The sequence below is a fragment of the Rhodopila sp. genome, assembly GCF_035548235.1.
Taxonomy (GTDB): Bacteria; Pseudomonadota; Alphaproteobacteria; order Acetobacterales; family Acetobacteraceae; genus Rhodopila.
Genome location: NZ_DASZTJ010000242.1, coordinates 1 through 13441 on the forward strand (window position 1 = coordinate 1; position 13441 = coordinate 13441).

At 69.2% G+C, this 13441-nt stretch carries 15 protein-coding genes; 3 read left to right on the top strand and 12 right to left on the bottom strand.

Features of this window, described 5'->3' with window-relative positions:
- From VHB27_RS19560 to VHB27_RS19585, 6 genes are all read right to left on the bottom strand, one after another.
- Positions 1-1198: hydantoinase B/oxoprolinase family protein (locus tag VHB27_RS19560; protein ID WP_325603674.1), on the bottom strand; the 1198-nt coding region annotated here is incomplete at its 3' end.
- Between the two features lie 52 nt (positions 1199-1250).
- Positions 1251-1535 carry a hypothetical protein gene (locus VHB27_RS19565; protein ID WP_325603675.1) on the bottom strand — a complete coding sequence of 95 codons (285 nt, stop codon included), beginning with the start codon at positions 1533-1535 and terminating at the stop codon, positions 1251-1253.
- The gene (locus VHB27_RS19570; protein WP_325603677.1) at positions 1532-1696 is read right to left on the bottom strand and encodes a hypothetical protein; all 165 of its coding nucleotides are present in this window, start codon (positions 1694-1696) and stop codon (positions 1532-1534) included. Before VHB27_RS19570 ends, VHB27_RS19565 begins: the two co-directional genes overlap by 4 nt.
- A 16-nt stretch (positions 1697-1712) precedes the next feature.
- Positions 1713-1916 carry a hypothetical protein gene (locus VHB27_RS19575; RefSeq protein WP_325603679.1) on the bottom strand — a complete coding sequence of 68 codons (204 nt, stop codon included), beginning with the start codon at positions 1914-1916 and terminating at the stop codon, positions 1713-1715.
- Positions 1917-1985: 69 nt separating this feature from the next.
- Positions 1986-2312: an AtuA-related protein gene (locus VHB27_RS19580; protein ID WP_325603681.1), complete on the bottom strand. Its 327-nt coding sequence runs from the start codon at positions 2310-2312 to the stop codon at positions 1986-1988.
- Positions 2309-3661, bottom strand: coding sequence for an acyclic terpene utilization AtuA family protein (locus VHB27_RS19585; RefSeq protein ID WP_325603682.1), 1353 nt, complete (start codon positions 3659-3661; stop codon positions 2309-2311). Before VHB27_RS19585 ends, VHB27_RS19580 begins: the two co-directional genes overlap by 4 nt.
- Positions 3662-3765: 104 nt before the next feature.
- On the opposite strand from VHB27_RS19585, the gene VHB27_RS19590 reads away from it, so the two are divergent.
- Positions 3766-4881, top strand: a complete 1116-nt coding sequence (locus VHB27_RS19590; protein ID WP_325603684.1) for a mandelate racemase/muconate lactonizing enzyme family protein — start codon at positions 3766-3768, stop codon at positions 4879-4881.
- A 63-nt stretch (positions 4882-4944) separates the two neighbouring features.
- Here the strand turns inward: VHB27_RS19590 and VHB27_RS19595 are convergent, their stop codons facing one another.
- The gene (locus VHB27_RS19595) at positions 4945-5562 is read right to left on the bottom strand and encodes a hypothetical protein (RefSeq protein ID WP_325603685.1); all 618 of its coding nucleotides are present in this window, start codon (positions 5560-5562) and stop codon (positions 4945-4947) included.
- 328 nt (positions 5563-5890) lie between these two features.
- Complete coding sequence (locus VHB27_RS19600) at positions 5891-6202, bottom strand: DUF1244 domain-containing protein (RefSeq protein WP_325603687.1); 312 nt, start codon at positions 6200-6202, stop codon at positions 5891-5893.
- A gap of 173 nt (positions 6203-6375) precedes the next feature.
- On the opposite strand from VHB27_RS19600, the gene VHB27_RS19605 reads away from it, so the two are divergent.
- On the top strand, positions 6376-7653 hold the full coding sequence (locus tag VHB27_RS19605; RefSeq protein WP_325603689.1) for a glycerate kinase type-2 family protein: 1278 nt from the start codon (positions 6376-6378) through the stop codon (positions 7651-7653).
- A gap of 17 nt (positions 7654-7670) precedes the next feature.
- Positions 7671-9104, top strand: a complete 1434-nt coding sequence (gene pyk / locus VHB27_RS19610) for a pyruvate kinase (protein ID WP_325603691.1) — start codon at positions 7671-7673, stop codon at positions 9102-9104.
- Between the two features lie 267 nt (positions 9105-9371).
- Here pyk and VHB27_RS19615 read toward each other — a convergent pair whose 3' ends face one another.
- The 4 genes from VHB27_RS19615 to VHB27_RS19630 form a co-directional block, all read right to left on the bottom strand.
- Positions 9372-9905 (bottom strand): CarD family transcriptional regulator, encoded by a 534-nt coding sequence (locus VHB27_RS19615; RefSeq protein WP_325603693.1) that lies wholly within the window; start codon positions 9903-9905, stop codon positions 9372-9374.
- Positions 9906-10282: 377 nt separating this feature from the next.
- Entirely contained in the window at positions 10283-10615 is a 333-nt protein-coding gene (fdxA, locus tag VHB27_RS19620; protein ID WP_325603695.1) for a ferredoxin FdxA, read from the bottom strand.
- Positions 10616-10659: 44 nt separating this feature from the next.
- Entirely contained in the window at positions 10660-10995 is a 336-nt protein-coding gene (locus tag VHB27_RS19625) for an RNA-binding S4 domain-containing protein (protein WP_325603697.1), read from the bottom strand.
- A gap of 6 nt (positions 10996-11001) precedes the next feature.
- Positions 11002-13441 (bottom strand): helicase-related protein (locus tag VHB27_RS19630; RefSeq protein WP_325603699.1); only part of this gene is annotated, 2440 nt, incomplete at its 5' end.

Sequence of the window (13441 nt, forward strand, 5' to 3'; positions counted from 1 at the left end):
ATCCGCCCTTGACGGACTCGTATGAAACGTAACGGTCTCCCGACCGGTAATCGATCCCGCCGAAGGTGATCACCGCCGACGTCCCCTGCGACCCCGCCATCACCGTGCGCGGCGTGATCGAAAACAGCGCCGCCATCACCATGTCGGCGATGCGGTGCGACATCTCGTGATTGGCATAGACCACCGGCGACGGGTGCTGCGCGTTCACCACCGACCCCGGCGGCGCCGTCACCGTCACCGGCCGCCAGCAGCCGGAATTGGGCGGGATCAGGCTTTTCGGGTCGGCGATCATCTTCAGCGCGCAGTACACGCCCGAGGCGGTCACCGTCAGCGGCGCGTTCATCGGCCCGGCGACGGCCGGGTCCGATCCGGTGAAATCGGCGGTGATCGTGTCGCCGCGCTTCGTCACCTTGATACGGACCTTGAACGTCTCGTCCTTGGTCTCGCCGCGTGCGATCACGCCGTCGCCGTCGAAGATGTCGGTGAACGCGGCCTCCCCGTCCGGCAGCGCGGCCAGTGCCTTGCGCATCATCGTCTCGGAGTAGTCCAGCACGTCCTGCATGATCCCCAGCAGCGCATCCGTGCCATAGGCGACCGCCAGGTCCCGCAGCCGCTGCGCCGCGCGGGTATTGGCCGCGACCTGGGCGCGCAGGTCGCCCAGGCGCTCGACCGGGGTGCGGACATTGGCGAAGATGATGGCCTCGATCGCCGGGTCGGGCTGCCCGTCGCGATACAGGCGCACCGGCGGCAGGCGCAGGCCCTCGCCATAGATTTCCGTCACGGCGCCGTAACTGCCGGGTTGCGCGCTGCCGATGTCGGGCCAATGCGCGCGCACGCAGCCGAAGCCCAGCAGGCGGCCGTCGTGGAAGGCGGGCGCGACGACGTTGACGTCCGGCAGGTGCGACCCGCCCTGGTACGGATCGTTGTGAATGAAAACATCACCCTCCCGCACCTCGGGGAAGGCCTTCACCACGGCGCGCACCGCATCGGGCATCGACCCCAGGTGGATCGGCAGGTCCGGCCCCTGCGCCACCATGTTGCCGGCGACGTCGAAGATGCCGCAGGAATAGTCGCCGGCGACCTTCAGCAGCGGCGAATAGGCGGTCTTCGCCAGGACGATCTTCATCTCCTCGGCGGCGGAATAGAGGGCGTTCTTCACCACCTCGAAACGGGCGGGATCGGTGCGTAGCGTGCTCATGAGGCTCCGGTCGGCTGCTGCGGCGCAGCGTAAAAGCCGGCGAAGCGCCCCGTCAATGCAAGGGACAGCCCAACACGGCGATCTGCCGCGCGCAGAGAAAGACCGAAGCGTTGTTGAGGCCGGTCGCAATGGTCGACAGGCCGGCGAGCAACCCGACCACGGCTGCCATCGCGGCGAACCATTTCTGCAGCCGGGTCAGCTCCAGCACGCGCCGGATCTCGATCCGCTGCCCGTCCCAGTAAAGCTGGTTGCGGGAGTCGATGCCCAGGCGGTTCAAATCCTCGACGCCGACCGGCTCGACCCCGTCCGGCCAGCGCGGCGACCCGTCCCCGGTCACGGTTTCCGGGTCTTTTCGATCGCCAGCAGCCGCCGTTCCACGTCCGTCAGCTGGCCGGTGACCCTGTCCAGGATTTCCTCATGCTTCCTGACCATTTCCACCAATTCATCGATCGTCCTGAGCGCTCGGCTGAGGACGTCACCCACCGGAGTCTTAGCCACGGGACGATGGCGCCTGTCAGGAAAGACGCTTCAAGAGCTTATCCGCGCCGGCAGACAAAGCCGCGACCTTCCGTTCGATGCGGGATAGCAGCTCTTCGATCTCTTTCATCTGCACCGGATCGATCGTCTCCACCTCCACCGCGGCGCGTCTTGGCGCAGCGCGACGCGCGGATGCCGCCGGCTTGCGTGTCTTGGGGGGAGCAGCGAGCGTGGACGACATGATGCCTCTCTTTCCAAGCTGACCTTACGCTGAAATGCACCTTCTCATCTAGCGCGGCATGAGTCTCCCTCAAGCCCCCTCGTTGTGCCCCGGCAGCGTGATCGTCAGCATCAGCGCGCTCAGGCTCTTGCCGTGCGGGTCGATCGCCAGCGACCGCGTCACCCCGCCGCCCAGCGCGTTTTCGATGACGAAGTTCAGCGCCCGCAACTGCGGCAGCTCGTAGCGCCGCACCGGGCCGGCGCCCAGGTGCTTGAAATGCGCCAGCACCACCTCCGGGGTCAGCTCGCGCCGCAGCACCTGGAACCCGGCCGCATCATAGGCTGTGACCGAGATGTTGGACGTGTTGCCCTTATCCCCTGCCCTGGCGTGCGCCAGGTCATAGACGCGCACGCTCATGCCGCGGTCTCCATCACGATCTCGGGCCGCACCCAGTCGCGCGGGATCAGCACCGACTTCACCGCCAGGATCTGCTTCGCGCCGAAATTGATCCCGCCGCCGGCGCCGGTCGGGCCTTGCATGTGCAGGCTGCGGACCTCGGCGCCCACCGCCTCGGCGGCCTTCCGGTCCGGCGTGCGGGCGGCGATGCGCAGCCGCACTTCGTAAGGTTCCGCCAGGTGGTCGATCGCGTTGGCGTGCAGCGAGTTCATGCCGATCAGGTCGATCCGCATCTCCGGATACGTCAGGCCGCGGCGGCGCAGGCGCTCCTTCACCACCTCGATCCCCAGCTTGGCGCGCGCCAGGGCGTTGACGCCGGCGAAGCCCATCTCGCCGCTGCCCATATAGCCGTCGAAATAGCCGACCACGACCTTCAGCGTCGGCGTCCGCGGCTTCCCCGCGGCGCCGTGGAATTCCACCCGGTCCTTGGCGATCTGCTCGAACGTCACCTTCGACGCGTCCAGCACGCAGTCCGGCGTGATGTAGGCGGACGGGTCGTGCATCTCGTACAGCAGTTGTTCGGTGCAGGTGGCGACGTCCAGCCGCCCGCCGGAACCCGGCGTCTTGGAGACCTGCACGCGGCCGTCGGCCCAGACGTCGGCCAGCGGATAGCCGAGACCGGCCAGGTCCTCGACCTCCTTCTTCCCCGGATCGGCGAAGCAGCCGCCGGTCAACTGGCCGGAGCATTCCAGCAGGTGCCCCGCCAGCGTGCCGTTCGCCAATTTCGCGTAATCGTCATACGACCAGCCGAAGGCGTGCAGCATCGGCCCCAGGAACAGCGCCGGATCGGCCACCCGCCCGGTGATCACCAGCTCGGCGCCGGTGGCGAAGCCCTTCGCCACCATGTCCGCGCCCAGATAGGCGTTCGCCGAGGCCATGTTGGGCAGCAGGGTCTCCAGCGGCGCGCCGTCTTCCATCAACGGCAGCTCCGGATGCTGGCGCATCAGGTCGGAGACTTCGTCGCCCACCACGACGGCGCAGCGGTAATCGCCGCATCCCCAGTCGCGGGCCTGCCTGCGCACCGCCTTCGCCGCGCCCATCGGGTTGGCCGCGCCCATGTTGGTGACGACCTTGATCCCCTTCTTCAGCGCCGGCGGGAAGATCGCCTCCATCCGCTCCAGCAGCACGGGCGTGTAGCCCTTGTCGGGGTCTTTCTTCTTGTCCAGCGTCTCCCGCGCGATGGTGCGTTCCGCGAGGCATTCCATCGCGAGGTAGTCCAGTTCCCCGCGCTCGACGATCTCCACGCCGGGCGGGATGCGGTCATCGGCGAAACCGGCGCCGCAGCCGATCCTGATCCTGTCTTTTGCCAACTTATTGCCCCTTGGATTCCTCCGTTGCCGCGATTGTCGTCCCCCTCCCGCGGTTCGACAAGCTCCGCCGGCCGGTCCAGAATGCGCGGCCAGGAGGAACCGCCATGAAGATCACCGCCGTCGAGACCTATTGGACCCAGACTCCGTTCGACATGGGCGGGAAGCCGAAAGTGGAAGGCGGGATCAACGCGCAGAAGATGAACACCGTCTGGCTGCGCGTCCGGACGGACGCCGGTATCGACGGCTGGGGCGAGGCCTTCGGCCATGGCAGCAGCGCCGCCTCCCTGGCCGTGCTCGACACGCAGCTCGCGCCGGCGCTCCTGGGGCAGGACGCGCGCGACATCGCCGGGCTGCGCGAGCGCCTGAGCAAGGTGTTCCACCTGTTCGGCCGCAACGGCTCGCACATGTTCGCGCTGTCGGGGCTGGACATCGCGCTGTGGGACATCGCCGGCAAGGCGGCGGGGCTGCCGCTGTGGCGGCTGCTGGGTGCCTCGCCGGTGGGCTCGCTGCGGTCCTATGCGTCGCTGCTGCGCTATGGCGCGGCCGAACAGGTCGCCGCCGCCTGCAAGCGCGCCGCCGACCGCGGCTACCGGGACGTGAAGCTGCACGAGATCACCACGCCGGAGATCGCCGCCGCGCGCGAGGCGCTGGGCCCCTCGGCGCGGCTGATGGTCGACACCAACTGCCCGTGGACGATCCCGCAGGCCCTGCGGATGTGCCGCGAGCTGGAGGATTTGGACCTGACCTGGCTGGAGGAACCCGTCTGGCCGCCGGGCGACCATGACGGCCTGGCCCGCGTGCGCTTCGAGGGCGGCATCCCGATCGCGGCCGGCGAGAACGCCGCCGGCCTGCACGACTTCAAGGCGGCGTTCGAGGCCGGCGCGCAGGACATCGCACAGCCGAGCGTGACGAAGATCGGGGGGCCGTCGGCGATGATCGAGATCGCGGCGCTGTGCAAGGCGCACGGCGTCAGGCTGGTGCCGCACAACGCCTATTTCGGCGCCGGCTATCTTGCCTCGCTGCACTGCAATGCCGCTTTCGCGCCGGACGCCCCGTTCGAGCGGCTGTTCATCGACCTGGAAGCCAGCCCCTATGGCGACATGCTCACGGCGAAGGACGGCCGCGTGACGGTGCCGGACGGGCCGGGGCTGGGGCGGGAACCGGACATGGCCGTGCTGCGGAAATACCTGGTGCGGGAGCCGACGGTGCACGGCGGCTGACCGGACATCAGGACTGGGCACCCCGGGCCGCGGCAATCCGCGGCAAGGCGATCTCGACGACCCTCAGATAGTCGAGGTGAGGAAGTTCGTCAGAGGTGAATCGAGGCGAAGCGCCTGGATGATGTCAGGCGCTATCGTCGTATAGGCCAGATAGTCGTCGTAGATCGCGCGTGCGCCCGGCGGACCGCCGTCGATCGCCGGATCTCGATAGGCGTTCAGCCAGTCGCGTACGTGGCGGATGACCGTTCGCGCGTCATTCCTGTGGAATTGAGGATCGAGGCCGGAGATGTCCGACAACGTCTTGTCGTATTGATGCGCGACCGCATCGAGGATCAGGGTTCTGCGCCCCTTCTGACGCGCTGAGCCTTGCAACCGCAGGCCAAGGTCCATGCCGAGCTCAAGCGGCATGTTGAAGCGTGGCAACCTGCTGGCGCGGTCGAGCTCGACGCGTGAGATATCGTGGATGGAAAACCCGCATTCGGAAATCATCCTGGCGATTTCCACCAGCCGTACGGCGCCGCTGTCGTTGTAATCCAGCGCACAGCGTGGCGTGTAGCCGCAGGCTATGATCGCGAAGCAGGCCGCCCGCATGAGCGGCTTATAGGCTTCGTCGAACGGGCAGTTGATGAAGACTGAACGCGACCAGGCGGGTTTATTTTTCTCGCGCGAATTCGCCGGCATGCTTCGCGATCGCCGTCTCCACGGCTTTCTTGATCTGGTCGCGCGTGAAGCGCGAGGAGCCGGCACTCGGCTGTATCATGACGCCACGATAGGTCGCAGCCCATTTGGGCGCTTCGCGGTACGGCTTGTCGGACGTTTTGGGGGAAGCCCTCATGGGGATGACCATAAGCTATTTTTGCCATGACAACAATGATGAACGTCCGCATTCAGCCGGCAGGCGCGGGCCATGCCGGCCAGGGTTCAGCCGGACTCGTTCAGCCGGATTCGTTCGGCCGGATTCGTTCAGCCGGATTCCCCGCCGGCACGATGCGTGCGGCCCTCCCGGCTCTCAGTGGCCCGGATTCGCCTTCGCGAACGCCGCCTTCTGCTCCGCGCTCGCTTCTTTCTGATACTTCGCCTGCCATTCCTTGTACGGCATCCCGTAGACGATCTCCCGCGCATCCGGGTCGGCGATCGTGACGCCTTTCTCGGCGGCTTCCTCGCGGTACCACCGGCTCAGGCAGTTCCGGCAGAATCCCGCCAGGTTCATCAGGTCGATGTTCTGCACATCCGTGCGCTCCCGCAGGTGCGCGACCAGCCGGCGGAACGCGGCGGCTTCCAGTTCCGTGCGGGTGGCGGGATCGAGGTCGGGTGCGGACATGGCTAAACTCCTGCTGCGACTGGATTGTGTCCCCTGGTGCGGACACGACGCCTTGGCCATAGTATCGGGTGCCACAGTATCTGGCGCCCCAGTATCTGGCGCCACAGTATTTGGGCGCCGCCGCTGCCGGGGTAAAGTCCGGGTACGCACTGCCAACAAGGGGAAACGGCCGCATGGCCTGGACCGACTCCACCGCCAGGAACGCCCTGCGCACCCTGTTCGACACCGCCGTCGCCGCGGCCGACCCGCGCACCGTGCTCGCCGCCCACCTGCCCCCCAAGCCTGCGCGGGGCCGCGTCATCGTCGTCGGCGGCGGCAAGTCCGCGGCCCTGATGGCCGCCGCGCTGGAGGACGCCTGGCCGGACGTCGCCCTGGAGGGCACCGTCGTCACCCGCTACGGCCACGCCGTCCCCACGCAGCGGATCGAGGTCATCGAAGCCTCCCACCCCGTCCCCGACGCGAACAGCCAGAAAGGTGCCCAACGGCTGCTGGAGCGGGTCAAGGGCCTGACCAAGGACGACCTGGTGATCGCGCTGATGTCCGGCGGCGCCTCGGCGCTGCTGGCGGCACCCGCGCCGGGGCTGACGCTGGCCGACAAGCAGGCGATCAACAAGGCGCTGCTGGCCTGCGGGGCCAACATCACGGAGATGAACGCGGTCCGCAAACACCTCTCCGCGATCAAGGGCGGCCGCCTCGCCGCCGCGGCCGCGCCGGCCCGCGTGGTGACGCTGGCGATCAGCGACGTGCCGGGCGACGACCCGGCGGTGATCGGCTCCGGCCCCACCGTGCCCGACGCCACCACCTTCGCCGACGCCCGAGCGCTGATCGCGCGCTATGGCATCACCGCGCCGCCCGCGGTGGCGGAACGGCTGACGCAGGACCGGGACGAGACGCCGAAGCCGGGCAGCCTGCCGCTGGCCGAATTCCGCATGATCGCCACCCCGATGATGGCGCTGGAGGCCATGGCCGCCAAAGCCCGCACGCTTGGACTGGCGCCGCTGATCCTCGGCGACGCGCTGGAAGGCGAGGCCGCGCAGGTCGGCACCGTCCTCGCCGGCATCGCCCGGTCCGTCCGCGCCCATGGCCACCCGTCGAAGCCGCCCGCCGTGCTGCTGTCCGGCGGGGAGACCACGGTCACCATGACCGGCGCCGCCAACGGGAAAGGCGGCCGCAACACGACGTTCCTGCTGGGCCTCGCCATCGCGCTGGACGGCGTGCCCGGCATCTGGGCCTGCGCCGGCGACACCGACGGGATCGACGGCATGGACGAGATCGCCGGCGCGCTGCTGACCCCCGACACGCTCGTCCGCGCCAAGGCCGCCGGCCGCGACGCTCGGGCCGACCTGGGCCGGCTGGACAGCCATGGCTTCTTCGGTTCGGTCGGGGACCTGATTGTCACTGGCCCGACGCTTACCAATGTGAACGATATCAGGGCGATCCTGATCGCCTAACGAGAGGAACCCCCTGCATGGCCGTCCGCCCCAGGCTGCGCCGTCGCCGGCGCACGAAAATCGTCGCCACCCTCGGCCCGTCCAGCTCCACGACCGAAGTCATCACCCGGCTGTTCCAGGCCGGCGCCGACGTGTTCCGCCTGAACTTCTCGCATGGCAGCTACGAAGACCACGCGGCCCGCTTCGCGATCATCCGCGAGCTGGAGGAGAAGTTCGACCGCCCCATCGGCATCCTGGCCGACGTCCAGGGCCCCAAGCTGCGCGTCGGCCGCTTCAGCGGCGGGCGCGTTCACCTGCAGACCGGCCAGCCCTTCCGCCTGGACCTGAACGCCACGCCCGGCAACGCCCAGCGCGTCAACCTGCCGCATCCCGAGATCATCGAGGCCGCCTCGATCGGCGCCACGCTGCTGCTGGACGACGGCAAGCTGCGGCTGCGCGTCGCCCATAAGCGCCCCGACGCGCTGGAGACCGAGGTCGTGGTCGGCGGCCCGCTGTCCGACCGCAAGGGCGTGAACGTCCCCGACATGGTGCTGCCGATCCCGGCACTGACCGACAAGGACCGTGCCGACCTGGAGTTCGCCGTCACCCACGGCGCCAACTACATCGGCCTGTCCTTCGTGCAGCGGCCCGAGGACGTCGAGGAAGCCAAGCAACTGATCAACGGCCGCTGCTGGGTCATGGTGAAGTTGGAAAAGCCCCAGGCGCTGGACAATTTGGACCAGATCCTGGCCCTGACGGACGCGGTGATGGTCGCCCGCGGCGACCTGGGCGTGGAGCTGCCGCCCGAGGAAGTCCCCCTCGCCCAGAAACGCATCGTCCGCCTCGCCCGCCAACTCGGCAAGCCGGTGGTGGTGGCGACGCAGATGCTGGAGAGCATGATCAGCGCCCCGGCCCCGACGCGCGCGGAGGCGTCCGACGTGGCGACGGCGGTGTTCGACGGGGCGGACGCGGTGATGCTGTCAGGCGAGACCGCCGCCGGCCAGTATCCCTATGAGGCGGTCAACATGATGGACCGCATCGTCGCCCGGGTGGAGCAGGACGCGGGATGGCGGGCGATGATCGACGCCTCCCACACCGCGCCGGAGAACAACGCCGCCGCGGCCATCGCCGCCGCCGCCGCGCAGGTGGGACATACGATCGGGGCGAAGGCGCTGGTGGCGTTCACCGCCTCGGGCAGCACGGCGCTGCGCATGGCGCGGGAACGCCCGGAACCGCCGATCATCGGACTGACCCCGAACCAGGTGACGGCGCGCCAGATGGCGGTGGTCTGGGGGGTCCACGCGGTGGTCTCGCCGGACGTCCACTCGATGACCGAAGCGGTCAGCCGCGCCTGCCGGATGGCACTCACCGAGGGCTTCGCGGCGCATGGGGAGGAGATCGTCGTCACGGCGGGCGTGCCGTTCGGCACGGCGGGGACGACGAACGCGCTGCGGGTGGCGGCGGTGAAATAGGCCGGGGACAGCCGTCACGCGAGGCCGTTCGGTTCGGGAAATTGTCGTGGCCCGGTCCAGGTCGGGGTCTCGTGACGGCCCGGCTTGACCGGGCCAAATCCTGCCATGAGGCACCGGATGGCCCGACCAAGCCGAGCCGCGGCGGATGCGGGGTCGAGCCGGGCCATGGCGGATGCGGGTTCGAGTCGGCCGTGGCGGATGGAAGCGGCTCGGATGGGGTGCGGGCCCCGATGGGCGGAAAAATCCCTGCCGGGTCGACGGTCCTTTTCAGACCGTCTTCAGGAACTCCGTCAGCTTGTTGATCGCCGTCTGCTTGTCCGTCTTGTCCAGCGCCGCCAGTTCCGCGGCCAGGCGGTCCATCGCCGCTTCGTAGATCTGCCGCTCCGAGAAGCTCTGGTCCGGCTGGCCGGCGTTGCGGTGCAGGTCGCGGACGACCTCGGCGATCGCCAGCGGGTCGCCGGAGTTGATCTTCGCCTCATACTCCTGGGCGCGGCGCGACCACATGGTGCGCTTGATGCGGGCCTTGCCCTTCAGCACGGCCAGCGCCTCGTCGAACATCTTCCGGGTCGCCAGCTTGCGCAGGCCGGCGGTGCGGGCCTTGGGGACCGGCACCCGCAGCGTCATGCGGTTTTCCTCGAACGTGATGTGGATCAGTTCCAGCTTCTGGCCGGCGATCTCCTCGACCGCGATGCGCATCACCTTGCCGACGCCATGCGTCGGGTAGACCACATGGTCGCCTTCCTGGAAGACTTCAGCCTTGGCAATGGCGCGGGGCGTCAGGTTCGGACCGTTGTTCTGCACTGGGCGACGCTCCGGCTCCCGCACTGGCGCCTGAGTGTCCGGTTCCGCGACCCGATTGGCTATTTCTTCCACTTTTACTCACCTACCCTCAGTTCGATACGTTCAATAATCCACCCTGCCGCGGCCAAGAAGCCGCGGACCGCCGGCCAGCACTCTCCCCCAAGATGCGCAGCGACCCCGCGCCGTCCGGCGGACCCCGGTCGCTGGCTCCAGATTGCCGGCCTTCATCCGATTTGGCCGTCATCCGGTGATGACCCGGGCCGCCTTGTGGCGGGCAAGGCCGACGTCATAGCAGAAAATCGCCGCCAAGTCAGCGGGCAAGCGCGATCAACGCTCGTTTCACCAGGTTACGGTCGCGCCGGCGGTCCCTGCCCCGGCTATGCCTGTCCCGGATCGGACGAGAACAGGTCCGCCTTGCCCGGCTTGTCCTTCCACTCATCCGCGTCGTCCGGCGGCGTGCCCTTGCGCGTGATGTTCGGCCACACGCCCGCGAACTCCCGGTTCTTCTCCATCCAGGGCGTCGCCTTGTCGTCGCTGTCCGGGACGATCGCCTCGGCCGGGCATTCCGGTTCGCAGACGCCGCAGTCGATACATTCGTCCGGGTGGATCACCAGCATGTTGGCACCCACATAGAAGCAGTCGACCGGGCAGACCTCGACGCAATCCATGTACTTGCAACGAATGCAGTTTTCGGTGACCACATAGGTCATAGACAAACCCCTGGCGTTGGAGAGGAAGGGCGGCGTCCCGCCGATCAAGCGTCGGGATATGCCGATGTACCCCGGGCAATGCAAGATGGTGCCGGCACATCGCTGACATCCTCGTACAGCATCCGCGCCTCCGTCGCCGGCCCGCGCCGGATCGCCAGGGCGGAGACCCGCAGCACCCGCACCTCGCCCCGGATCGGGATGGTCAGGACGTCGCCGATCCGCAGCCTTGCATGCGCCTTGGCCGTCGGCTGGCGGTTGATCCGGATCGCCCCTTGCGCGACCAGCGCGGCGCAGTCCGACCGGGCCCGCATCATCCGCGCGCACCACAGCCATTTGTCGAGGCGCTGCCAGTCCCGGTCCTCGATGTCGCTGCCCGCCATCCCGGCCTACCGCCGCAATGCCGCCAAAGCGGCGAACGGACCGGTATGCGCGACCCGCACCGGATCGGCCTCCCGCATCTTGGCGGGCCGTCGCGCCATCTCCCGCTGCGGACGCGGGCGGCGCAGCGGCGTCAGCATCGGCGGCGCCGGCGGTCCCACCTGGTCCGGCGCCAGCCCGCCGGCCGGCAGGACCCGGAACCCGAGGGCCCGCAGCACCACCGGCAGCAGGTCCGGCTTGATCGCCATGCGGGAGGCCAGGCCCGCCGGCAGCACCGCCGGGCCGCGCCGCGCGCGATGCCCCAGTTCCCCGGCGATGCGTTCGGCGATGTCCAGCCGCAGCAGGATCGGTCCGGCCGCGATCCACCCCGCGGCCGCGGCGAATCCCGCCGGCCACGCCGGCTGGTCGGCGGGCACCGAGACCAGCGCGGCGTTCGGCAGCGCCGCCAGCTTCACGCCCTGGAACAGCGACCACAGCCGCATCCGCATCGCCGCGGCGCGCGGCTTCATCAGCGCCGGCATGAACAGCGCGAACCGGCCCGAACGCACGCCCAGTTCCCGCAGCTTGGGACGGATGTCGTGCGCCAGGGTCTCCTCGTCCTCGCCGGGGACCAGGCCCAGCGCCTCGGTCATCCGATGCAGCGGACCGCGCAGGGCGGGCGAGGCCTGGGCCGCCGCCTCGGCCGCGAACAGCGGCGCGAGGTCCGCCGCGATCCGCGCCTGCAGCCAGGCCTGCAGCTTGGCCCGCACCCGCTCGCGCTCGCTGCCGTCCAGGAACTCGCTTTCCAGCACCTGCACGCGCGGCCGCAGGGGCGAGACGCCCCGCACCAGCCGCGCGACCGATGCGCCCTCCCACAGCAGGCGGTGGTCGGGCGTGAAGGCGAAGTCCTCGTCTCCGGCCGCCTCCAGCCGGTTCACCTGCGCCGGCATGCTGGCGCGCAGCGCGCGGCGGGCGGCGCGCATGACCAGTTTCTTCTCCTCGCCCGCCGCCTCCGGGTCGGGGACGAAGCGGAAGCCTTCGATGCGGCCGACCGGGTGGCCTTCGACCATGACCTCGCCCCGGCGGGTGACGGCGGACAAGAGGTCCTCGCTCTCCCCGCTCTGCAGGCGGCGCATCAGGTGCGCGGCGCGGCGGTCGACGAAGCGGCTGGTCAGGCTTTCATGCAGGGCGTCGGACAGCTTGTCCTCGACCTCCCGCGCGCGGGCCTGCCAGTGGTTCGTATCCTTCACCCATTCAGACCGAGCGGCGATATAGGACCAGACGCGGACGCCGGAGAGGCGCTGCATGAGGGTGTCGATGTCGCCCTCGGTGCGGTCCAGCGCCTGGATCTGCGCCGCCAGCCAGTCGGTGGGCAGCGTCGTCTCCGTCGCGACGTGGCCGAAGACGCGGGCGCAGAGCTTGGCATGGGTGTCGTCGGCCAGCTTGCGGAAATCGGGGATCTGGCACGCATCCCACAGCAGCCGCACCTGCCGCCGCCCCTGCGCCAGCTTGCGCAGGTCCGGGTCGCGCGCCAGGGCGGTCAGCGTCTCCAGGTCCGAAGCCTCGTTCCCGCGCACCAGGCCCTGGCGGGCAGGCGGCGCGTTCAGGCTGCCCACGAGGGCGTCGACCGAGGTGAAATCGAGGTCGCTGTTGCGCCAGCACAGGACGTCCAGCGCCTCGAACTCATGCGCCTCGACCGCTTCCACGACCTCGTCGGGGATCGGCGGGCATTCGGTGGTGGTGCCGAAGGTGCCGTCCTTCATGCCCCGCCCTGCCCGGCCGGCGATCTGGCCGATCTCGGCGGGGGTCAGCCGGCGGGGACGATGGCCGTCGAACTTGCCCAGGCCGGCGAAGGCGACATGGTCGACGTTCATGTTCAGGCCCATGCCGATCGCGTCGGTGGCGACCAGGAAGTCGACCTCCCGCTCCTGGTACAAGGCGACCTGGGCGTTGCGGGTGCGCGGCGACAGCCGGCCCATCACCACCGCGCATCCGCCTTTCCGCCGCCGGATCAGCTCCGCCAGCGCGTAGACTTCCGACGCGGAGAACGCGACGACGGCGCTGCGCGGCGGCAGGCGCACCAGCTTCGAGGGACCGGCATAGGTCAGTTGCGACAGGCGCGGCCGGGTCTCGACCTCGGCCTGCGGGACCAGGCGGTGCAGCAGCGGGCGGATGGTCTCGGCGCCCAGGAACATGGTCTCCACCATGCCCCTGGCGTGCAGCAGCCGGTCGGTGAAGACATGGCCGCGATCGGGGTCGGCGCAGAGCTGGATCTCGTCCACCGCGACGAACTCGGCGTGCCGGTCGAGCGGCATCGCCTCCACGGTGCAGGAGAACCACTTGGCGTCGGGCGGGATGATCTTTTCCTCGCCGGTGATCAGCGCGACGTAGCGGGCGCCCTTGCGCGCGACCATACGATCGTAGTTCTCGCGGGCCAGCAGGCGCAGCGGGAAGCCGATGATGCCGGAC

Bases quoted from the DNA above. Each gene is read 5' to 3' on its own strand.
- fdxA (WP_325603695.1), bottom strand. From the start codon at position 10,615: ATGACCTATGTGGTCACCGAAAACTGCATTCGTTGCAAGTACATGGAT.
- VHB27_RS19575 (WP_325603679.1), bottom strand. From the start codon at position 1,916: ATGTCGTCCACGCTCGCTGCTCCCCCCAAGACACGCAAGCCGGCGGCA.
- pyk (WP_325603691.1), top strand. From the start codon at position 7,671: ATGGCCGTCCGCCCCAGGCTGCGCCGTCGCCGGCGCACGAAAATCGTC.
- VHB27_RS19595 (WP_325603685.1), bottom strand. From the start codon at position 5,562: ATGCCGGCGAATTCGCGCGAGAAAAATAAACCCGCCTGGTCGCGTTCA.
- VHB27_RS19580 (WP_325603681.1), bottom strand. From the start codon at position 2,312: ATGAGCGTGCGCGTCTATGACCTGGCGCACGCCAGGGCAGGGGATAAG.
- VHB27_RS19590 (WP_325603684.1), top strand. From the start codon at position 3,766: ATGAAGATCACCGCCGTCGAGACCTATTGGACCCAGACTCCGTTCGAC.
- VHB27_RS19600 (WP_325603687.1), bottom strand. From the start codon at position 6,202: ATGTCCGCACCCGACCTCGATCCCGCCACCCGCACGGAACTGGAAGCC.
- VHB27_RS19625 (WP_325603697.1), bottom strand. From the start codon at position 10,995: ATGGCGGGCAGCGACATCGAGGACCGGGACTGGCAGCGCCTCGACAAA.
- VHB27_RS19605 (WP_325603689.1), top strand. From the start codon at position 6,376: ATGGCCTGGACCGACTCCACCGCCAGGAACGCCCTGCGCACCCTGTTC.